The sequence below is a fragment of the Kitasatospora sp. NPDC059160 genome, from assembly GCF_042755465.1.
GTDB lineage: Bacteria > Actinomycetota > Actinomycetes > Streptomycetales > Streptomycetaceae > Kitasatospora.
The window spans coordinates 50281-72103 of record NZ_JBHZCN010000025.1; the positions used below are offsets into that span (position 1 = coordinate 50281).

General features: G+C 74.6%; 14 protein-coding genes and 1 pseudogene. 12 read left to right on the forward strand and 3 right to left on the reverse strand.

What is annotated here, in order from left to right; translation table 11 throughout:
- The first annotated feature begins 167 nt into the window (after positions 1-167).
- The gene (locus ACFXOZ_RS13405; RefSeq protein ID WP_380590021.1) at positions 168-2105 is read left to right on the forward strand and encodes a serine/threonine-protein kinase; all 1938 of its coding nucleotides are present in this window, start codon (positions 168-170) and stop codon (positions 2103-2105) included.
- A gap of 7 nt (positions 2106-2112) precedes the next feature.
- Here ACFXOZ_RS13405 and ACFXOZ_RS13410 read toward each other — a convergent pair whose 3' ends face one another.
- Entirely contained in the window at positions 2113-2640 is a 528-nt protein-coding gene (locus ACFXOZ_RS13410; protein ID WP_375882160.1) for an SHOCT domain-containing protein, read from the reverse strand.
- 57 nt (positions 2641-2697) lie between these two features.
- On the opposite strand from ACFXOZ_RS13410, the gene ACFXOZ_RS13415 reads away from it, so the two are divergent.
- The 8 genes and pseudogenes from ACFXOZ_RS13415 (at position 2698) to ACFXOZ_RS13450 (ending at position 15164) form a co-directional block, all read left to right on the forward strand.
- Positions 2698-3777, forward strand: a complete 1080-nt coding sequence (locus ACFXOZ_RS13415; RefSeq protein WP_380590025.1) for a protein kinase — start codon at positions 2698-2700, stop codon at positions 3775-3777.
- Between the two features lie 162 nt (positions 3778-3939).
- Positions 3940-5715 (forward strand): protein kinase, encoded by a 1776-nt coding sequence (locus ACFXOZ_RS13420; protein WP_380590028.1) that lies wholly within the window; start codon positions 3940-3942, stop codon positions 5713-5715.
- 171 nt (positions 5716-5886) lie between these two features.
- A complete protein-coding gene (locus tag ACFXOZ_RS13425) occupies positions 5887-7530 on the forward strand; it encodes a succinic semialdehyde dehydrogenase (RefSeq protein WP_380590031.1) in 1644 nt (547 codons plus the stop codon).
- Positions 7531-7598: 68 nt separating this feature from the next.
- Positions 7599-9389 carry a GMC oxidoreductase gene (locus ACFXOZ_RS13430; protein ID WP_375882172.1) on the forward strand — a complete coding sequence of 597 codons (1791 nt, stop codon included), beginning with the start codon at positions 7599-7601 and terminating at the stop codon, positions 9387-9389.
- A gap of 226 nt (positions 9390-9615) precedes the next feature.
- A complete protein-coding gene (locus ACFXOZ_RS13435; protein ID WP_380590034.1) occupies positions 9616-11331 on the forward strand; it encodes a hypothetical protein in 1716 nt (571 codons plus the stop codon).
- A 1057-nt stretch (positions 11332-12388) separates the two neighbouring features.
- Positions 12389-13957 carry a glutamine-hydrolyzing GMP synthase gene (gene guaA / locus ACFXOZ_RS13440; RefSeq protein ID WP_375882178.1) on the forward strand — a complete coding sequence of 523 codons (1569 nt, stop codon included), beginning with the start codon at positions 12389-12391 and terminating at the stop codon, positions 13955-13957.
- Positions 13958-14129: 172 nt separating this feature from the next.
- Positions 14130-14657: pseudogene (locus tag ACFXOZ_RS13445) on the forward strand (DoxX family membrane protein); the annotation flags it as partial.
- Between the two features lie 222 nt (positions 14658-14879).
- Complete coding sequence (locus ACFXOZ_RS13450; RefSeq protein WP_375882361.1) at positions 14880-15164, forward strand: ubiquinol-cytochrome c reductase iron-sulfur subunit; 285 nt, start codon at positions 14880-14882, stop codon at positions 15162-15164.
- 15 nt (positions 15165-15179) lie between these two features.
- Here ACFXOZ_RS13450 and ACFXOZ_RS13455 read toward each other — a convergent pair whose 3' ends face one another.
- Both ACFXOZ_RS13455 and ACFXOZ_RS13460 read right to left on the reverse strand, forming a co-directional pair.
- Positions 15180-15389, reverse strand: a complete 210-nt coding sequence (locus tag ACFXOZ_RS13455) for a hypothetical protein (protein ID WP_375882181.1) — start codon at positions 15387-15389, stop codon at positions 15180-15182.
- Positions 15386-16807 carry a PspC domain-containing protein gene (locus tag ACFXOZ_RS13460; RefSeq protein WP_380521195.1) on the reverse strand — a complete coding sequence of 474 codons (1422 nt, stop codon included), beginning with the start codon at positions 16805-16807 and terminating at the stop codon, positions 15386-15388. The genes ACFXOZ_RS13455 and ACFXOZ_RS13460 overlap by 4 nt, the downstream gene beginning before the upstream one ends.
- A gap of 264 nt (positions 16808-17071) precedes the next feature.
- Here ACFXOZ_RS13460 and ACFXOZ_RS13465 point away from each other — a divergent pair, with 264 nt between their 5' ends.
- From ACFXOZ_RS13465 to pcrA, 3 genes are all read left to right on the forward strand, one after another.
- Positions 17072-18430, forward strand: coding sequence for a PspC domain-containing protein (locus ACFXOZ_RS13465; protein ID WP_380590059.1), 1359 nt, complete (start codon positions 17072-17074; stop codon positions 18428-18430).
- On the forward strand, positions 18423-19100 hold the full coding sequence (locus ACFXOZ_RS13470; protein WP_375882185.1) for a LuxR C-terminal-related transcriptional regulator: 678 nt from the start codon (positions 18423-18425) through the stop codon (positions 19098-19100). Before ACFXOZ_RS13465 ends, ACFXOZ_RS13470 begins: the two co-directional genes overlap by 8 nt.
- 80 nt (positions 19101-19180) lie before the next feature.
- A complete protein-coding gene (pcrA, locus tag ACFXOZ_RS13475) occupies positions 19181-21823 on the forward strand; it encodes a DNA helicase PcrA (RefSeq protein WP_380590037.1) in 2643 nt (880 codons plus the stop codon).

Here is a 21823-nt window from a genome sequence, read left to right on the forward strand (position 1 = left end):
TCGGGCACGGAGCGTCGCACCCGTTCCGGTTCGTCCCGGCTTGGGACGGGGGGCGGGTGGCCGCCACCTTCCCGGACAGGGGATGATGGAGGCTTGGGCGTTCGGGCCCGGGCCGGGCCGACGCGCCGTCACCACGACCGCCAGCAGCACATGGGGGAACGTTCCGAATGACCCAGGCGCAGGGTTCCACCGGCCGCCTCCTGGCCGGCCGCTACCGGCTGAACGGCGTGCTCGGACGCGGTGGCATGGGCACTGTCTGGCGCGCCGAGGACGAGATGCTGGGCCGGACCGTCGCGGTCAAGGAACTGCGGATGAACGCCAGCGTCGAGGAGGAGGAGAAGCACCGGCTGATCGTCCGGACGCTGCGCGAGGCGAAGGCCACCGCGCGGATCCGGCACAACTCGGCGGTGACCGTCTTCGACGTCGTCGACGAGGACGACCGGCCGTGGATCGTGATGGAGCTGGTCGAGTCCCGCTCGTTGGCCGACGTCGTGCGGGAGGACGGGCCGCTGGCGCCCGCCCGGGCGGCGGAGATCGCGCTGGACGTGCTGGGCGTGCTGATCGCGGCGCACGCGCTGGGCATCCTGCACCGGGACGTCAAGCCGTCCAACGTGCTGATCGGCGAGGACGGCCGGGTCGTGCTCACCGACTTCGGGATCGCCAGTGTCGAGGGCGACGCCTCGGTGACGTCCACCGGGATGCTGGTCGGCGCGCCCTCGTACATATCCCCGGAGCGGGCGCGCGGGCAGAAGCCCGGTCCGCCGGCCGACCTGTGGTCGCTGGGCGGGACGCTGTACGCGATGGTCGAGGGGCGGCCGCCGTACGACCGGGGGTCGGCGCTGGCCACCCTGACCGCGGTGATGACCGAGGACCTGACCACGCCGGTGAACGCCGGGCCGCTGCTGCCGGTGATCGAGGGGCTGCTGGAGAAGGACCCCGCGAAGCGGCTGGACGCGACGCAGACCCGCTCCATGCTCAAGCGGGTGGTGGCGGAGGCGACCGCGCGGGCGGAGTCGACCACCGAGCACGCGGTGCCGGTCGCGGGCGGGGAGAAGGCGGAGCAGAAGGACGCCGCCGGGGAGGGCGCCGCGCCGGAGGCCCCGGCTCCGGAGGAGACGCCGAAGCGGACCGTGGGCGGGCTGCTGGGGACGGTCCGGGTGGGGAGCCGGGCCAAGGCCGTGGAGCCCGTGGCGGAGGCAGCCGGGCCGGCCGAGGCGGCCGATCCGGCCGCGTCGGCGCCGGCGACCGAGCCGATCCGGCCGGTGACCAGTGAGTGGACGATGGGCGCGACCCAGGCGGCCGGGGCCGATCCGCGCAAGGGGCGGCGGCGGCTGGCCATCGCGACCGTGGTGGTCGTGCTGCTGCTGATCGCCGGGATCGTCGCGGTGGTCCGGGCGGTCGGTAGCGGGGACACCGGGGCGAAGGGGGCCGGCACGCACAGTGCGGGCGCCACCTCGCCGGCCGCGACCACCGGGGAGGCCACGCCGAGCGCGGGGCCGGCGGCGACGGGCAGTGCGCCGGCTCCGGGCGGCACGCCCACCGAGGCGCCGTCCTCGGCCGCGGTGCCGCCGCCGGCCGCCACCACCCCGGCACAGCCGCAGCCGCAGCCGTCGGCGTCGTCCGCGTCGAGCGACCCGGCGCCGACCCCGCCCGGTGGGGCGGTGCCGGCCGGGTTCCACGCGTACCAGGACCCGAGCGGCTTCTCGGTCGTGCTGCCGGACTGGCTGCAGCCGGCCGGGTCGGAGGCCAACCGGCGGATCTTCAAGAACTCCGCCGACGGCAGCCAGCTGCGGATCGAGTGGACCACCACGCCCGGCGAGAGCGCCCTGGCCGACTGGCAGGAGTCCGAGCCGAACGTGCGCGGCCAGGTGACCAACTACCAGCGGGTGAACCTGGCGGCGATCACCTACCGGCAGTGGACCAACGCGGCGGACTGGGAGTGGACCAACGGCACGCCCAAGAGCCACTCGCTCAACCGCGGCTTCGTGACGGGCAGTCCGGCCAAGTACGGCTACTCGATCTACTGGATCGTCCCGGACGCGCAGTGGGCCGCGCAGGCCCCGGCCCGGGACGTCGTCTTCAACACCTTCCAGCCGGCGCCGTAGGTCCGGTTCAGCCGAGCAGGCGCTGCTTGGCGAGGGTGAACTCCTCGTCGGTGAGCGCGCCGGAGGCCCGGAGGGCGGCCAGGCGCTCCAGCTGGCCGATGAGCTGTTCGCCGGCCGGGGACCCGGGAGCGGGTGCCGGGGCGGGCGGGGAGGTACGGGCGAGGCGGGCGGCCTCGCGGACCTGCTCGGCGAAGACCTCGGCCTTCGCCACGTCCTCGAAGCGGTGGGAGCCGGTCAGCGCGACGACGGTCAGCACCTCGCCGTTGAGCTTGGTCCGGGCGACGGTGGCGTCGGTGACGGCGGCGAGCGGAACCGGTACCGGAGGTTTCCCGTCCTTCAGGAAGAGCAGCCGGTGGGTGGTGAGGACCAGCACCCCCTTGCGGAAGTGGTCGGGATGGCGCCCGGCCGTGGAGGCGACGGGCTTCTCGCCCCCGATGACGGACGCCTCGACGGTGCGGACCGCCTCGGCCCGGTTGGCTTGGTTGCTGTTGCCCGCCATCTTGAAGGCGGTGTCGATCAGATCGGTCCAGTCCATGGGGCCGAGCGTAAAGGAGCCGATCAGTAGGCTGCTCGGTGAGCGAGAGGAACTGGCATGCGAGGCGGCCCGGGCCAGTTGTTGGCGGGGCGGTACCGGCTGACGGACCGTCCCGAACTGCTGCGCGCCTGCGCGGTGGACGAGCGGACCGGTGAAACGGTCCTGCTGCGCGCTGTGGAGCTGCCCGCGCTGCTGACGGCGGGCCAGGACCCGGACGAGCCGAACTCCGGGCACGGGGACCGCCTGGTGCGGCGGGTGGCGGCGGTCGGCGCGGCCGCCCCGTCGTGGCACCCGCGGCTGCTGCGCGGGGTCGGCGCCTTCGTCGAGGGCGAGCTGCTGTGGACGGTCGAGGAGCGCCCGGCCGGCCGGACGCTGGCCGAACTGCTCACCGCCGGACCGCTCCCGCCCTACCGGGCGGCCGAGTTGGCCGCCGACCTGGCCGGCGCGCTGCGGGCGCTGCACGAGGCCGGGCTCGCCCACGGCAATGTGACCGCCGAGTCGGTGCTGGTCTGCGAGGACGGCGCGGCGATGCTCGGCGGCCTGCTGGACGGGGTGGCGCAGGAGGCGCTGGCCGAGGACCTCGGCGGGCCCGGCGGGCGCCGCCGCTACGAGGTCCGGGCCACCCTGGCCGGTCCGGTGGCCGAGCGCTGGCCGCTGGACGGCGGCCCGGCCGGGGACTGCTGGGCGCTCGGGGTGCTGCTGCAGCGGATGGTCACCGGGCGCTCGCCGTTCCCGGAGCTCGGCGTGCCCGAGCTGGTGACGGCCGTGCGGGACGGGCGGCGCGAACCCTCCGTGGTCTGCGGGCCGGTGGCGCCGGCGGTCGAGCGGCTGGTGCAGCCCGACCCCACGCTGCGGCCCACCGCCGCGGAGCTGCGGGAGGAGCTGGCGGCGCTGCTGGTGGGTGCGCCGGAGCCGGCCGACGGGGAGCGGGCGGCCCGGGAGGTCGAACTGAAGCCCGACGCGCCGCTGGTGCCGCTGCGTCGGCGGCGCGCCCGGCCGGCGGCGGCGCCGGAGACCGGGGCGGGGAGTGCGAGGAGCCCCCGGATACGCCCGGCGCTGCTGGGTCCGCTGCTGGTCGGAGGAGTGTTCCTGCTGCTGGTGCTGGCCGTGGTCGCCGTGGTCCTGTTCGCAGGCTGACGGCCCCGGTTCGCGCCGGTCCGCCGGTCCGGCGGGTGGGCGAGATTACCGGGCTCGGCACGGTGCGCCTAATGTGTCCGTGGGATTTGTTCGAACAGCGGTCTGCGGCGGTCGTTCGGCCGTCGTGGCGCGGGTGGAAGCGGAGAGGGGGAGCGGTCGCCGATGGGCGTGCAGGACCGGCCGGAAGCGGCCGAGGCGGAGCGGTTGCTGGCCGGGCGGTACGAGCTCGGTGAGCGGCTCGGCCGGGGCGGGATGGGGACGGTCTGGCGGGCCTGGGACCGGATGCTGGACCGCGAGGTCGCGGTCAAGGAGCTGACCGTCAACCACCTTCCCGAGGAGGACCTGCAGATCCTGCACACCCGGATGAAGCGCGAGGCCAGCGCCGCCGCCCGGATCAAGCACCCCGGTGTGATCACCGTGCACGACGTGCTGGAGCAGGACGGCCGGCCGTGGATCGTGATGGAGCTGGTCGACGGCCGCTCGCTGGCCGACGTGATCAGCCAGGACGGCACCCTGCCGCCGCGGGCCGCCGCCGAGGTCGGCAGCCAGGTGCTCGCCGCGCTGCACCGCGGCCACCAGCTGGGCGTGCTGCACCGGGACGTCAAGCCGGCCAACGTGCTGCTGGAGCGCGGCACCGGGCGGGTCGTGCTGCTGGACTTCGGCATCGCCAAGTACGAGGGCTCGACCGAGCTGACCCGGCCCGGTGACCTGGTCGGTTCGCCGGACTACCTGGCCCCGGAGCGCGCCCAGGGCGAGCGGCCCGGGCCGGCCTCCGACCTGTGGGGCCTCGGGGCGACGCTGTACGCGGCGGTCGAGGGCCAGTCGCCGTTCCGCCGGGACTCGCCGATCACCACGCTGGCCGCGGTGGTCGACGAGCCGCTGCCGGAGTCGCGCCGGGCCGGTCCGCTCGGCCCGGTGCTGGCCGCGCTGATGGCCAAGGACCCGGCCGACCGGCCGAACGCGGACGAGGCGGCCCGGATGCTGGCCGAGGTCCAGGCCGGGCACACCATGGGGCTCAAGACGGTCGGGTCGACGGTCGGCCCGGTGCGGACGCCCACCCAGTCGGTGCCGGTGGTGGACCGCCCGGCCGGGCCGGAGGGGACGGTGGCCTCGGCGCCGGAGGGCTCGGACGCCCCGGCCGCTTCGGAGGCGCCGACGGACCCGCGACCGGCCGGGACCGCGGTGGCGGCCACCGTACCCCCGGTCGGGCCCGAAGCCCCCGGGGGAGCGCACACCGCCGTCGGCGCGCCGGTCGCGCACCCCAGTGCGCCCGTGCGCGGTCCGGCCAAGCGCCGCAACTGGATGAAGCTGGTCGCCGTCGCGGTGGCGGTCGGCCTGCTGGCGGCCGCGGCGACCTTCCTCGCGACCCGGCACGTGGTCGGCTCCTCGACCGCCGACCCCACCCCGACCACCCAGCCCGACACCGCCGGGCCCACCGAACCGGACCAGACCGGCACCCCCGCCCCGGGGGCGCCCGCACCGGCCGGCTACCGCTGGGTCGACGACCAGGCCGGCTTCCGCTTCCCGCTGCCGACCGGCGGTCCGGCCTGGCAGCGCAGCCTCGGCACCGACGCCAACCAGATCTTCTACAGCCCCGACAACCGGGTGCACTACCTGCAGTTCGCGGTCACCGTCGGCCAGTCCGTCAAGCCGCTGGACCACATGCGGCAGATGGAGGGCAGCGTCTCCAAGTCGCTCAAGGACTACAAGCAGCTCCGGATGGCGAGCTCCGTGGTCAACGGCCACGAGGCGGCCACCTGGGAGTTCAGCTACGCGGCCAAGGAGGGCGGGCGCCGGCGGGCGATCGAGACCGAGTTCATCGACGAGGACGGCACCGCCTACGCGGTCTACGCGTCCAGCCCGGACAAGGACGGCGAGTGGCAGCAGGCCGAGCAGCGCTTCACCACGGTGCTCAACCACTTCACGCCGACCCGCTGAGCCCGACCGGCTGAGCCCGACCCGCTGAGCCCGACCCGCTGAGCCCGACCCGCTGGGCCCGGGAGGGGGGAGCGGGCCGTACGGGCGGAGCGCCCCGCTTTCGCCCGACTGCGGCAGATTCTTGTTACCGACGGGTACCGCACCGGGGCCCGAAGGCCTAGGCTGCGCCGTATGTCGGACCTCACAGCAGATGCAGTGGCCACCGAACACTCCGGCGCCGCCCCGGCGGACGGCAACCCGGCCGCCCCCGGCGGGGGCCGGACCGTCGCGACGGCCGTGCCCCGGTCCCTGGTCGAGCGGCTGGCCGGCGGGGTCACCGCGACCGGCGAGCCCAGTCTGGTGGAGACCGTCGCCCCGCTGACCGGTGAGCGGCTGGCCGGTCTGCCGCAGTCCACCCCGGCCGACGTCGAGGTCGCCTTCCAGCTGGCCCGCCGCGCCCAGGCGGCCTGGGCCGCACTGCCGGTGCGCCGCCGGGCCGCCGTCCTGCTGCGCTTCCACGACCTGCTGCTCAAGCGGCAGGACGAGGTGCTGGACCTGGTGCAGGCGGAGACCGGCAAGGCCCGGCTGCACGCCTTCGAGGAGGTGCTGGCCGTCGCCATGGCCGCCCGGCACTACGGGCGCGCCGCGCAGGGCTACCTCAAGGACCGGCGCCGCGGCGGTGCGCTGCCGGTGCTCACCCACACCGTGGAGGCCCGCCGCCCCAAGGGCGTGATCGGCCACATCTCGCCGTGGAACTACCCGCTGGAGCTGTGCGTCGGCGACCTGCTGCCCGCCTTCGTGGCCGGCAACGCCGTCGTCAACAAGCCCGACACCCAGACCGCGCTGACCGGCCTGTGGGCCCGCGAACTGCTGATCGAGGCGGGGCTGCCGGCCGACCTGTGGCAGGTGGTGATCGGCGACGGCCCGGTGATCGGCCCCGCCGTGGTGGAGCACGCCGACTACGTCTCCTTCACCGGCTCCACCCGCACCGGCCGCGAGGTCGCCCAGCGCGCCGCCGCCCGGCTGGTCGGCGCCTCGCTCGAACTCGGCGGCAAGAACGCCATGCTGGTGCTCTCCGACGCCGACCTGGAGGCCGCCGCCGCGGGCGCCGTCCGGGCCTGCTTCTCCTCGGCCGGGCAGCTGTGCATCTCGATCGAGCGGCTGCTGGTGCACCGCTCGGTGGCCGACCGCTTCCTGGAGCTGTTCGTCGCCCGCACCAAGGCGCTGCGGCTGGGCGGCGGTCTGGCGTACGGCGCCGACATGGGCTCGCTGGTCTCCGCCCGGCAGCTGGACACCACCACCCGGCACGTGGACGAGGCGGTCAAGGCCGGTGCCGTGGTGCTCGCCGGCGGGCGGGCCCGGCCCGACCTCGGCCCGTACTTCTACGAACCCACCGTCCTGGACGGGGTGACCCCGGAGATGGCGGTGTGCGGCGAGGAGACCTTCGGCCCGGTCGTCTCGGTCTACCGCTTCGACACCGAGGAGGAGGCGGTGGCCGCCGCCAACTCCACGCCGTACGGCCTGAACTCCAGCGTCTGGACCAGGGACCTGCGGCGCGGCCGGGCGGTCGCGGCCCGGCTGCGCACCGGGACGGTCAACGTCAACGAGGCCTACGCGGCCGCCTACGGCTCGGTCGCCGCGCCGATGGGCGGCATGGGCGACTCCGGTCTGGGCCGGCGGCACGGCGCCGACGGCATCCTGCGGTTCACCGAGGCGCAGACCGTCTCGACCCAGCGGCTGATGCCGATCGCGCCCTCGTTCGGCCTGGACGACAAGCAGTTCGCCGCCGTGATGACCGGCGGGCTGCGGGCGCTCAAGGCGCTGCGGTTCAAGTAGCGGTGCCCCCGGCCGGGGTTCCCCCGACCGGTCCGACCCCCTTTTTCGACCCCGAGGAGCAGAGGCAGATGGTGGAGTCCGGCGGTGCGGCGGAGTTCGACTACGACGTGGTCGTGGTCGGCTCCGGCTTCGGCGGTTCGGTCGCGGCGCTGCGGCTGACCGAGAAGGGCTACCGGGTCGCCGTCCTGGAGGCCGGGCGGCGCTTCGAGCGGGACGAACTGCCCCGCAACTCCTGGGACCTGCCGAACTACCTGTGGGCGCCGCAGCTCGGGCTGTACGGCATCCAGCGGATCCACCTGCTGGCCAACGTGCTGATCCTGGCCGGCGCCGGGGTCGGCGGCGGTTCGCTGAACTACGCCAACACCCTGTACGTGCCGCCGAAGGCCTTCTTCGAGGATCGCCAGTGGCGCCACATCACCGACTGGCAGCAGGAGTTGGCGCCGTTCTACGACCAGGCGCAGCGGATGCTCGGGGTCCGGCTGAACCCGACCGTCACGCCGTCCGACGTCCACCTCAAGGCGGCGGCCGAGCAGATGGGCGTCGGGGACACCTTCCACATGGCGCCGGTCGGGGTCTTCTTCGGGGACGGCAAGGACACCGACGGCACCGCCAAGGGCGCGCCCGGCGAGGAGGTCGCCGACCCGTACTTCGGCGGGGCCGGCCCGGCCCGCAAGGCCTGCGTGGAGTGCGGCGAGTGCATGACCGGCTGCCGGCACGGCGCCAAGAACATGCTCACCGAGAACTACCTGTACCTGGCCGAGCAGGGTGGCGCGGAGATCCACCCGCTCACCACCGTGGCCCGGATCCGGGAGTCCGGGGGCGGCTTCGCGGTGGACGTGCGGCGCACCGACTCCCGGTCGAGGACCGACCGGGTCAAGGCGGGCGCGCGGACCCTCACCGCGGCCCGGGTGGTGGTCGCGGCCGGTACCTACGGCACCCAGTCGCTGCTGCACCGGATGCGCGACGCCGGCCACCTGCCCCGGATCTCCGCCCGGCTCGGCGAGCTGACCCGCACCAACTCCGAGGCGCTGGTGGGCGCGCAGACCACCGACCGGCGCTACGGCGCCAAGGCGGACTTCACCAAGGGGGTGGCGATCACCTCCTCGATCCACCCGGACGCCAACACCCACATCGAGCCGGTCCGCTACGGCAAGGGCTCCAACGCGATGGGCGCGCTGTCGATCGCCCAGGTCAAGGGCGGTGGGAAGGGCCCGCGCTGGCTGCGCTACCTGGGCAACTCGGCGCTCCACCCGGTGACCTTCGCCCGGTCGATGAACCAGCGCGGCTGGTCCGAGAAGACGATCATCGGCCTGGTGATGCAGTCGCTCGACAACTCGATCACCGTCTCGCTCAAGAAGGGCCCGCTCGGCAAGCCCCGGCTCACCTCCAGCCAGGGCCACGGCACCCCCAACCCGACCTGGATCCCGGCCGCCGAGAAGGGCGCCCAGGCGCTGGCCGACGAGATCAACGGCTTCGCGGGCAGCACCGTCGGCGAGATCTTCGACATCCCGATGACCGCCCACTTCCTCGGCGGCTGCCCGATCGGCGACGCCCCCGAGACCGGCGTGGTCGACCCGTACCACCGGCTGTACGGGTACCCGGGGATCAGCGTGGTGGACGGCTCGGCGGTCTCCGCCAACCTCGGCGTCAACCCCTCGCTCACCATCACCGCGCAGGCCGAGCGCGCGATGTCGATGTGGCCCAACAAGGGCGAGGCCGACCGGCGCCCGGAGCAGGGCGGGTCCTACCACCGGGTCGCGCCGGTCGCACCGGTGCGGCCGGCCGTGCCGGAGGGCGCGTTCGGCGCGCTGCGACTGCCGCTGCTGCCCGTCCCGGAGGTCCCGAAGAAGCAGGGCTGAACCCGCCCGGGGGGGCCAACCCACCTGTGCCGCTTCCCGGTTGACAGTCGTTCGGGTCCGATGGGATAAACGGGCTCCCTGGGGGACCAGGAACTCGTCGAGCGGGGGGACTGCGGCCATGGCCAACTGCGCATCGTGCGGCGCGACTCGGGTGGTGGGGGCGCCCGCCTGCGGCTCCTGCGGTCGGCCGTGGGCGCCGCCGCCCCCGCCGTCTGCCGCGCCGCTGGTGCCGCTCGGACCGCCGGTACCGCCTGCCGCGCCGCCGGTGCCGCCGGCCGGGTACCCCCCGCCGCCGGGCGCCGGGTACCCGCCGGGCGCCGGGTACCCGCCGGTCGGCGGCCCGCCCGCGCTGGGCAGCTGGGGCGCCGGCCGGCCGTACCAGCCGTCCTCGCCCGGCCGGCGGCTGCTGGCCGGCCCGGACTGGCGCCCCGCCCTGCGGGCCGCCGTCGCCCCGACCCTGGTGCTGCTGCTGGCCGCGCTGGTCGCGGCGATCCCGAGCGACTACACCTACGACCGGACCTTCCCGACGCCCGACTTCGGCGACCGCCTCCTCGCCACCCTGGCGATGGCGCTGAACGCGCTCGGGGCGCCGTTCCGGCTCGGCCTCCGGAGCCCGGTCGGCCGGGGCCGCTCGGAGGGCCTGGACGTCACCTTCTGGGTGGTGCCGATGACCGTCACCGTCCTGTGGGGCCTGGCCCTCTGGCTCGGCCTGCGGGCCGGGCGGCGCCGGCGCAAGGCGGACGGCACCCAGCTGACCCGCGGCCAGGCCGGCGGCGAGGCGCTGCGCACGGCGGTGGTGCTCGGCCTGGTGACCGCGGTGCTCGGCCTGGTCGGCAGCACCAGCTGGCAGCCCGCGACGGCCGCACGGAACCCGGACTACTACGGCACCGCGCTGAGCCTGGGGAAGCCGACGTACAGCACCGGCTCCGGCTGGCTCTGGGCGGTCGGCTGGACCGTCCTGCTCGGCGGGCTGCTGGCCTTCGCCGTCTACGGCACCGACGCGCTGCGCTGGGCCGCCTGGCGCAACCGCTCGGTGCGCGGCTGGGCGGTCGCGGCGCTGACGGCCGGCCAGGCGCTGGCGCTGACCCTGGGCCTGGCCTCGGTGACGGCCTTCGTGCTGGTCGCGGCCAACAGCGACCGGGGCTGGCAGACGGCGGTCTCGCTGGCCTTCCTGCCCAACCTCGGCCTGGGGCTGCTCGGCCTGGGCTCGGGCGCGACCCTCCGGGCGGGCACCAGCCTGGGCGGGGACGCCCCGGGCTGGGGCGATCCCGGCGGCCGCCGGACGGAGTTCTCCTTCTTCGACCTGCACGACCAGAGCGCCGACTGGCGCTGGGCCGCCCTGCTGGCGCTCGCCGGGGCGGTGCTGCTCGGCTGGACGGCCCACCGGCGGCGGCTGGACGCGGCCGACCGGGTCCGGCTGGCGGTGGTGTACGCCGTGCTGCTGACCGGGCTGACGGCGGCGTCCGGCGGGCTGACCAGCTCGGCGATGTCCTTCCTGGCACCGGACTCCAGCGGCTGGGGCGGCTCGAACCGCTCGGTCACCACCCAGGACACCTCGGTCGGCCTGGTGTTCCTCGGCGTGCTGGTGGCCAGCGCGGTCTGGGCGGCGGTGGGTGCGCTGCTGGTGCCCGCGCTGCTGGCGGCGCTCGGCGGTCGCGACGCGGCGCTGTACGGCTCGGCGCCGTACGGCTCGGCGGCGTACGGGACGCACGGGACGGTGCCGCCGGAGGCGCCGCACCCGGCGGGGCCGCCCTACGGAGCGGTGCCGGCCCAGGCGCCGCCGCCCGGGCCGGTGGCGGACGCGCCGGTGGCGGAGGCGTCGGCGGTGGCCGGGGTCAGCGAGGTGATCGGCTCGCACGAGGTGCCGCCGGCCCCGGCCCCCGCCGAGGCGCGGCCGGGCGAGGAGCCGGTGGACCCGACGGTCTGGCGCGACCACCCTTAGGGCCGGCGCGCGGCGGGGAAGCGCGCGGCGGAGAAGCGTGCCGCGGAAAGGGCAAAGGGCCCCGCGGGGGAACGGGGCCCTTTGTCGCTCAGCACGCGGCGTCAGGGCTGCGCCGGTGCTGGGGGGTGACGGCGCCGGGGGAGGAGCGCCGTCGGGTCGGTCGGCTCGTGGTGCGCCCGTGCGGCGCCGGCGTGGGTGGCCGGTGGCGCGGGACGCGCGGCTCCGTGCGGCGTGGTCGGCGGGCAGGTCTGCGCCGGTCCCTTGCTCACGGAGCGTGAGGTGACGACCGCTGTCGTCGTTCCGGACGGCGACTGCGGAGGCCATGGTCCGGGGCCCCACGGGAGGCCTGCCGGCCGCCGGGAGAACCGGTCACACCGAGCATCGTGGTGGACGGAGGGGCCGTTCTGCAACCGATTCGGCACAGTTCGGCACAGTCCATTTACCGGCGGCACCGCGTCGAATGATCACGGTGAGTAGTGATCTGGGGGGTTGCGGCGCACGGGGACGCGCGTAGCAGCGCGGGACGGCGGGGGTGGTGCGCCCGGGGCGCGGCCCGGATCGAAGGGCGGATCGAAGGGCGGTGCGACGGCCGGTCCCGGGCGTCCCCGGGGAGCCGGCCGTCCCACCTCTCGGCCCAGTCGCGGCCGGGGTCGCTGTCCCCTGCTGGCCGGCCGCGGCACCCGCGCACGGTCCCACGGAGCCGCTCCCCGGCGGGCCGGGGCGGCGGCGCCACATGCGCCGGTGGACTGGGGTGAAGCTCCACGCGTGGTCCTGCACCCGCACGGCGGTGCCCCGGTCGGGGCGGTGGCGGCGCGTCTGGCGGACGCGGCGCACTCGTGCGGTCGTCAGAAGCAACGAAGGGCGGCCCCGCCCGGTCACGGTCCTTTGGACGTGCAGACGAGTGAAACCGGACAGCCCGGTAGAATCGGTGTCCAGACACCCACACCCGTCCGCCGCCGCTGCCCTCCGTCGGGGAGGCGGCTGCGCGCGACACCTCGATACCGCTGATACCGCTGCCGGAAGGCCGTCTGTGTCCTCTGCAATTCCCGTCCAGTCCGTGCCGGACAACGACACCGTCCTGGTGGTCGACTTCGGTGCCCAGTACGCCCAGCTCATCGCCCGTCGGGTGCGTGAGGCGCGGGTCTACAGCGAGATCGTGCCGAGCAGCATGCCGGTCGCCGAGATGCTCGCCAAGAACCCCAAGGCGATCATCCTCTCCGGCGGTCCGTCGTCGGTCTACGAAGAGGGCGCGCCGCAGCTCGACCGTGCGATCTTCGAGGCCGGTGTCCCGGTCTTCGGCATGTGCTACGGCTTCCAGCTGATGGCCAAGACCCTGGGCGGCACCGTCGACAACAGCGGCGCCCGCGAGTACGGCCGCACCCCGCTGAAGGTCTCCCGCACCGGCTCCACCCTGTTCGAGGGCGTCCCGGCGGAGCACTCGGTGTGGATGTCGCACGGCGACGCCTGCTCCGCCGCCCCCGAGGGCTTCACCGTCACCGCGTCCACCGAGGTGGTCCCGGTCGCGGCCTTCGAGAACGACGAGGCCCGGCTGTACGGCGTCCAGTACCACCCCGAGGTGCTGCACTCCGACCACGGCCAGCAGATCCTGGAGCACTTCCTCTACCGCGGCGCCGGCATCGCCCCGACCTGGACCACCGGCAGCGTGGTCGAGGAGCAGATCGCCCTGATCCGCGCGCAGGTCGGCAACAAGCGCGCGATCTGCGGCCTGTCCGGCGGCGTGGACTCCGCGGTCGCCGCGGCCCTGGTCAACAAGGCCATCGGCGACCGGCTGACCTGCGTCTACGTCGACCACGGCCTGATGCGCAAGGGCGAGACCGAGCAGGTCGAGAAGGACTTCGTGGCCGCCACCGGCGTCCAGCTCAAGGTCGTCGACGCCTCGGAGCGCTTCCTGGGTGCGCTCAAGGGGGTCACCGACCCCGAGGAGAAGCGCAAGATCATCGGCCGCGAGTTCATCCGGGTCTTCGAGCAGGCCCAGGCCGAGATCGTGGCCGAGGCCGGCGCCAACGGCGAGTCGGTCGACTTCCTGGTCCAGGGCACCCTGTACCCGGACGTGGTGGAGTCCGGCGGCGGCACCGGCACCGCCAACATCAAGTCCCACCACAACGTCGGCGGCCTGCCCGAGGACCTCCAGTTCCAGCTGGTCGAGCCGCTGCGCAAGCTGTTCAAGGACGAGGTCCGGATGGTCGGCCAGGAGCTGGGCCTGCCGGAGGAGATCGTCCAGCGCCAGCCGTTCCCGGGCCCGGGCCTGGGCATCCGGATCGTCGGCGAGGTCACCCAGGAGCGCCTGGACCTGCTCCGCGACGCCGACGCGATCGCCCGCGAGGAGCTGACCGCGGCCGGCCTGGACCGCGAGATCTGGCAGTGCCCGGTCGTGCTGCTCGCCGACGTGCGCAGCGTGGGCGTGCAGGGCGACGGCCGCACCTACGGTCACCCGATCGTGCTGCGTCCGGTCTCCTCCGAGGACGCCATGACCGCCGACTGGTCGCGCCTGCCGTACGACGTGCTGGCGAAGATCTCCACCCGGATCACCAACGAGGTCCGCGACGTCAACCGCGTCGTCGTCGACGTCACCAGCAAGCCGCCGGGCACCATCGAGTGGGAGTGAGCACTCCCCGCGAAGCCTGAACAGCCGCGCCGTCGTTCCCGTAGTGAAGGGAACGGCGGCGCGGCCGTTCTCGGCCCCGGCCCCGGTACGTCCCACCGAAAGCGTGCAGGAGCGGGCAGAATGCGGACCGGACCTGTCAGGGAGTGGCAGGCCGCGAGGGAAGGTGTGCGGGATGTCGGAGGTCAGCGACTCCGAGGCGATCGAGGGAGGGCCGGCCGGCCGGGCCGACCGGGCGGCCCAGCGGCGGGCGTTCGCGTCCAGGTACGCGCTGCTGCCGCTGCGGCTGTTCCTCGGCGTCACCTTCGTCTACGCCGCCCTGGACAAGCTCTCCGACGCGCACTTCCTGGCCGGCGCCGGCGACCCGGCCTCCTTCGTCTCGCAGACGCAGGCCGCCAAGGCGGGCGGCAGCCCGATCGGCTTCCTGCTCGGCCCCGCGCTGGACTCGCCGACGCTGTCCGCGCTGGCCATCGCCTTCGGTGAACTGGCGGTCGGCCTCGGCACCCTGCTCGGCCTCTGGGGCCGGATCGCGGCGCTCGGCGGCGCGCTGATCAACCTCAGCCTGTGGCTGACCGTCAGCTGGAACGTCTCGCCGTACTACCTCGGCAACGACCTCGGCTACCTGATGGCTTGGACCCCGCTGCTGCTGGCCGGCACGCCGTACCTGTCGGTGGACGGCTACCTCGCCCGCCGGGCCGGCCGGGACCGCGAGCGCGGGCTGACCGAGGAGCACGTCAAGCGCCGGGCGCTGGTGGACGGCGGCATCGCGGCGGTCGCGATCGGCGGCGCCGGGCTGCTGACCGGCTCGCTCACCCGCACCTTCGGCCGCGGCGGCAAGGCCGCGCCCAAGCAGTCCGCGGCCCCGGCCACCGGCGGCACCGCGACGGCGCCCGCCGCGCCCGCCCCCAGCGTCGCCGCGGCGAGCGTGCCGGTCGGCGGCTCGGCCCAGGTCAAGGACCCGGCCACCGGGGACGGCGTCTACATCGTGCAGCCCAAGGCCGGCCAGTACTGCGCCTTCTCCGCCGTCTGCACCCACTCCGGCTGCGCGGTGGACGCCCCGAAGAACGGCCAGCTGTACTGCCCCTGCCACGGCTCCCGCTTCGACGCCGCGACCGGCGCCGTGGTCAACGGCCCGGCGGTCAAGCCGCTGCCCCGCTACGCCGTCAGCCGGAACGGCGACAAGCTGACCCTGGGCCCGCAGCAGAGCTGAGCCGCACGGCACGCCCTACTCGTCGCGGTCCGGCCGGCCCCGCCGGGCCACCGCGGCGACCGCGCCGGCCAGGCCGCCGACGCCGAGCACGATGAAGGTGACCGGGACGACGACGCGTCCGTTCACCGACCGGTCGTTGAGCGCCGCCACCAGGTAGAGCACGGCGATCACGGTGAACAGCCCGCCCGCGATCAGCGAGAACAGGTCGAGCCGGTGCTTCCTCACTGCTGGACCACCTTGATGTCGCCGATGCCGATGCCGAGTTGGAGGTCGATGGTGCCCTTGGACGGGCGGCCGTCCACCGGGCCGAGCTGGTAGACGTGCCGTCCGGTGCCGCCGCCCTGGCCGCCGGGGACGGTCACGTTGCCCAGGCCGACCCGGGCGACCAGGTCCACCGTGACGTCGGCCGGCACGGTGACCACCAGTTCGCCGGCCCCGAGGTCGACCTTGGTGGCGACGGTGCCGCCGGCCGGGTCCAGCCGGGAGAGGTCCAGCCGGATGTTGCCGGCGCCGAGGTTGTAGCGGTCCTTGAGGTCCGTGGCCGCGGCGACCGTCCAGGTGCGGTCGCCGACGGCGTCCTGCACGGTGTGCGGCGAGTGGCCGGCGAAGGCCAGCGCCAGCGTGGTCAGCAGGCCCAGCACCGCGAGCTTGCGGGCCTTGCCGAACTTCGCGGCCAGCAGCAGGGTCAGGCCGATCACCAGCAGCCCGGTGGCCAGCACCACGGTGCTCAGCCTGGTGACGTCGGTGTGGCCGACCGAGGCGGACCAGACCGCGGTGGCGGCGCCGATCGCCAGCAGGAAGCCGAAGAAGCCGAGCGGCGAGCGCTCCTTGGGGTGCCGGACGACGGCCGGCTCGCGCCGCTCCGGACGCTCCTTGCGCAGCGGGTCGCCGGCCGGGAGGTCGGCCCGCTGCCACCAGGCCTGGGCCGGGCCGCCCGGCGGCGGCACCTTGGGGCCCGCACCGGGCGGCGGGGTGCCGCCCTGGTCGGTGGCGCCGTACGGGTTGCGCTCGGGGTGGCGGGGGTCCCACAGGTAGCCGCTCGGGCCGGGGGCGGGGGAGTCGGCGGGGACGGTCCCGGCGGCCTGCGCGGCGGCGTGCCGGGCCCGGGCCTCGTCCGACGGCCAGCCCTGGCCCTCGGCATCGGGGAAGTGCCGGTCGTACGGGCCGCCGCGGCGGCGGCCGCGGCCCCGGAAGCCGCCGCGGCGGCGCTCCGGGTCGTAGCGCACCGCCAGGAAGACCAGGCCGCCGAGCAGCAGCAGCGGGAACAGCTGGTCGCCGTCGCCCATCGAGGAGAAGAACACCCCGGTGCCGATCACGGTCAGCAGGACCGCGCCGATCGACTGGCCGTCGACCCGGCCGGTCAGTACCCGCTGGAGCTCGGTGCGCCCGCCGCGGCCCTTGCCCTCGCCGGCCTCGGTCGGGACGATCAGCCAGGCCAGGCCGTACAGGAAGAGTCCGAGGCCGCCGGAGAGGCAGAGCACCACGGTGACCACCCGGAACACCACCGGGTCGATGTCCAGGTGCCGTCCGAGGCCGCCGCAGACGCCGGCCACCACGCGGTGGTGCTCGGTCCTGGTGAGCGGCGGGCGCTCCGGTTCCGGCGGGGCGGTGGGCCCGGCCTCCTGGATGTGGTCCTCGGTCATGGGCACCATCCTTCCGGCAGCGGGCGGGCGGACCCAACCGGGTAGGGCCCTGTCCCTACCCTGACTTCTCCCTGAGAGGACTGGGGGGCACCACCCTGATGCGCCCGGAGGCGCCCGCGTGGAACCATCGGTGACGTGGCAGCACCCGGTACCGATCCCCGCCCCCTCGCCCCCGACGCCGCGGCGCCGGCCGGCGCCGACCCGAACGCGCCCGCCGACGGTCGGCCGCCCTACCGCCGGCTCTACCGCAGCCCGCAGGGGCGGATGCTGGGCGGCGTCGCGCACGGCCTGGCGGTGCACCTCGGGCTGCCCGTCCGCTGGGTCCGGCTGGCCTTCGTGCTGCTGTTCTTCGCGCAGGGGATCGGGGCGCTGCTGTACGCGGCGTTCTGGTTCGTGGTGCCGATCGGCATCGGCGAGCCCTCGCAGCGCGGCGGCACCCACTGGGTGAACGTCAACGGCGTCTACGTCCCGACCTCGCCCTGGCTGCGGCCGGGCACCCCGGTGACCAAGTCGGGCGGCGGCGGCGGGTGGGTCGGCCGGCTGCGCGAACTGCTCCAGCACGCGCTCCAGGGCGAGCCGGTCGCGGCCGCCACCGCCACCGCCGCGGAGGGCGAGGGCGAGGCCGGCACCCGGCCCGGCGGCCGGACCGGGCAGGGCGGCATCGGCCAGCTCGCCGCCCTGGTCATGGTCGTGATCGGCCTGATCGCGCTGCTGAACGTGCTCGGCTGGCAGACCGCCAAGCCGTACACCTGGCCGCTGCTGGCGATCGGCGTCGGCGTCGCGCTGGTCTGGCGGCAGGCCGACGACTCGCGCTGGCAGCGCTGGTTCGGCATCGAGGAGGGCGAGAAGCGCCGCAGCGCCTACACCCGGGTCGGCGCGGGCGTGCTGCTCGCGGTGGTCGGCACCATCGCGCTGCTCGCCATGCAGGGCAGCGGCTCCACCCTCGGCTCGGTGATCGAGGCCTCGCTCGCCGTGCTGGCCGGCGTGCTGGTGCTGCTCGGCCCGTACGGCCTGCGGCTCTGGCAGGACCTCGGCGCCGAGCGCACCGCCCGCATCCGGGCCCAGGAGCGCGCCGAGATCGCCGCGCACATCCACGACTCGGTGCTGCACACCCTCACCCTGATCCAGCGCCGGGCCGAGGACCCCAAGGAGGTGCTCCGGCTGGCCCGCTCCCAGGAGCGCGAGCTGCGGCTGTGGCTGTACCGCCCGGAGGCCGCCGCCGAGGCCGCGCCGGACACCATGGCGGAGACCCTGCGCGCCGCCGTCGCCGAGGTCGAGGACCGGCACGGCGTCCCGGTCGAGCTGGTCATCGTCGGCGACTGCCCGATGGACGAGAAAGTCGCGGCACAGATGCAGGCCGCGAGGGAGGCGACCGTCAACGCGGCCAAGTACGGTGGCGGGGGACCGGTCCAGGTCTACGCCGAGGTGGAGGGGAGGACGGTGTCGGTGTTCATCCGCGACCACGGACCCGGCTTCGACCCCGACACGGTGCCCGAGGACCGGATGGGCGTACGGGAGTCGATCATCGGCCGGATGAAGCGGCACGGCGGCACCGCGCGGGTGCGGCCGGCGGCGGGCGGCGGCACCGAGGTCGAGCTGGAGATGGAGAGAACGAATGACTGAGGCAGAGCCGGGGCGGACGGCCAGGGTCGTGCTGGTGGACGACCACCGGATGTTCCGGACGGGGGTCCGGGCCGAGATCGGCCGCACCGACGTGACCGGGATCGACGTGGTGGGCGAGGCCGACGACGTGGACTCGGCGGTCCGGGTGGTCGCCGAGACCAGGCCGGACGTCGTCCTGCTCGACGTCCACCTGCCCGGCGGCGGCGGCGTCGAGGTGCTGCGCCGCTCGGCCGGCGTGATGGGCGAGCAGGGGGGAGTGAAGTTCCTGGCGCTCTCCGTCTCGGACGCCGCCGAGGACGTCATCGGCGTGATCCGCGGCGGAGCCCGCGGCTACGTCACCAAGACCATCACCGGCACCGACCTGGTCGACGCGATCTTCCGGATCGGCGACGGCGACGCGGTCTTCTCGCCCCGGCTGGCCGGCTTCGTCCTGGACGCCTTCGCCGCCACCGACACCCCGCCGGTGGACGAGGACCTGGACCGGCTCACCCAGCGCGAGCGCGAGGTGCTGCGGCTGATCGCCCGCGGCTACGCCTACAAGGAGATCGCCAAGCAGCTCTTCATCTCGGTGAAGACCGTCGAGAGCCACGTCTCCGCCGTCCTGCGCAAGCTCCAGCTCAGCAACCGCCACGAGCTCACCCGCTGGGCCACCGCCCGCCGCCTGGTCTGACCTGCCGGCCGAGCCCGCCCGCCCCGGATCCCCCGGGGCGGGCGGGCTTGTCGGTGGGTGGCCATAGACTCGTCATTGCCATGAGTAGCCTCTTTGACGACCTCCCGCTCCCCGGTTTCGAGGCACCCGCCGCCGGGTCGAAGCAGCCCGCCGTGCCCGTCGACGCCGCCGACGAGGAGCCCCCGCCGTACGAGGACGAAGTCCCGTACGACGCGTACGAGGAGGCGATCCCGGACGGGCTGTTCCACACGACTGCTTTCAATCAGCCGGGTGGCGCCGCCGAGGCCGAGCGGGACGCCTGGTACCGCAACGGCGCCGCGCGCACGGTGGTCGACCCGGCGCAGCTGCTGGAGGGGATGAACGACCCCCAGCGCGAGGCCGTGCTGCACGCCGGCTCGCCGCTGCTGATCGTGGCCGGCGCCGGCTCCGGCAAGACCCGGGTGCTGACCCACCGGATCGCCCACCTGCTGGGCGCCCGCGGGGTGCAGCCGGGCGAGATCCTGGCGATCACCTTCACCAACAAGGCCGCGGGCGAGATGCGCGAGCGCGTCGAGGCGCTGGTCGGCCCGCGCGCCCGGGCGATGTGGGTGTCCACCTTCCACAGCGCCTGCGTGCGGATCCTGCGCCGCGAGTCCAAGCTGCTGGGCTTCACCTCCAGCTTCTCGATCTACGACTCGGCCGACTCCCAGCGGCTGATGTCGCTGGTCTGCCGCGACCTCGACCTGGACCCCAAGCAGTTCCCGCCGAAGTCCTTCACGGCGAAGGTCAGCAACCTCAAGAACGAGCTGATCGACGAGGAGACCTTCGCCGACCAGGCCGCCAACCCGATGGAGAAGAAGCTCGCCGAGGCGTACGCGCTCTACCAGCGGCGGCTGCGCGAGGCCAACGCGCTCGACTTCGACGACATCATCATGACGACGGTGAACCTGCTGCAGGCCTTCCCGGACGTCGCCGAGCACTACCGCCGCCGGTTCCGGCACATCCTGGTCGACGAGTACCAGGACACCAACCACGCCCAGTACATGCTGGTCCGCGAGCTGAGCGGGGGCTCGGTCGCCGCCGCCCCCAGGCGCACCGTGGACGGCGAGTTCGTGAACCCGGCCGCCGCGCACCTCGCCGAGGTGCCGCCCGCCGAGCTGTGCGTGGTCGGTGACGCGGACCAGTCGATCTACGCCTTCCGCGGCGCGACCATCCGCAACATCCTCCAGTTCGAGGAGGACTACCCGAACGCGACCACGATCCTGCTGGAGCAGAACTACCGCTCCACCCAGACCATCCTGAGCGCCGCCAACGCCGTCATCGAGCGCAACGCCAACCGGCGCGAGAAGAAGCTCTGGACGGCCGGGGACCACGGCGAGAAGGTGGTCGGCTACGTCGCGGACGACGAGCACGGCGAGGCCCAGTTCATCGCCGACGAGATCGACCGGCTCACCGACAAGGGCGAGGCCAAGCCCGGCGACGTCGCGATCTTCTACCGCACCAACGCCCAGTCCCGGGTGTTCGAGGAGGTGTTCATCCGGGTCGGCCTGCCGTACAAGGTGGTCGGCGGGGTGCGCTTCTACGAGCGCAAGGAGGTCCGGGACGTCCTGGCCTACCTGCGGGTGCTCTCCAACCCGGAGGACACCGTGCCGCTGCGCCGGATCCTCAACGTGCCCAAGCGCGGCATCGGTGAGCGGGCCGAGGCGATGGTCGACGCGCTGGCCGCCCGGGAGCGGATCTCCTTCGCCCAGGCGCTGGTGCGGGTCGACGAGGCGTACGGGATGGCCGCGCGCTCGGCCAACGCCGTCAAGAAGTTCAACGTCCTGATGGCCGGGCTGCGCCAGGTCGTCGAGTCGGGCGCGGGCCCGGCGGCGGTGCTGGAGGCCGTCCTGGAGGAGACCGGCTACCTGGCCGAGCTCCAGGCCTCCACCGACCCGCAGGACGAGACCCGGGTGGAGAACCTCCAGGAACTCGCGTCGGTGGCGCTGGAGTACGAGCAGGACCCGGGCGAGCGGCCGGACGCCGGGGAGGACGGCGCGCCGCCGGTCGGCTCGCTGGCCGACTTCCTGGAGCGGGTCGCGCTGGTCGCCGACTCCGACCAGATCCCGGACGACGACGAGGAGGGTCAGGGCGTCATCACGATGATGACCCTGCACACCGCCAAGGGCCTGGAGTTCCCGGTCGTCTTCCTGACCGGCATGGAGGACGGGATCTTCCCGCACATGCGGGCGCTCAACCAGGTCAAGGAGCTGGAGGAGGAGCGCCGGCTCGCGTACGTCGGCCTCACCCGGGCCCGCGAGCGGCTCTACCTGACCCGCTCGGTGCTGCGCAGCGCCTGGGGGCAGCCGGCCTACAACCCGGCCTCGCGGTTCCTGGAGGAGATCCCGGGGGCGCTGGTCGAGTGGAAGCGGACGGGGGCGGCCCAGGCGCCGGTCCAGCGCGGCTTCTCCTCGGGCTCCTCCTGGGGCAAGTCCTCGTCCGGGGGCGGGAGTTCGCGGTCCTCGTCGTCCGCTTCGGCCGCGCCGAAGGCGGGCTGGGGGCAGTCGGTGCGGCGCGGCGGCAAGGTCGTGGAGCGCGAGGTCGCCTCGCTCGCCGTCGGAGACCGGGTCACCCACGACACCTTCGGGCTGGGCACCGTGGTGGGCGTGACGGGCGCCGGCGACAACGCGCAGGCCGAGGTGGACTTCGGCTCGGGCGGGCGCAAGCGGCTGGTGCTGCGCTACGCGCCGGTCGAGAAGCTGTAG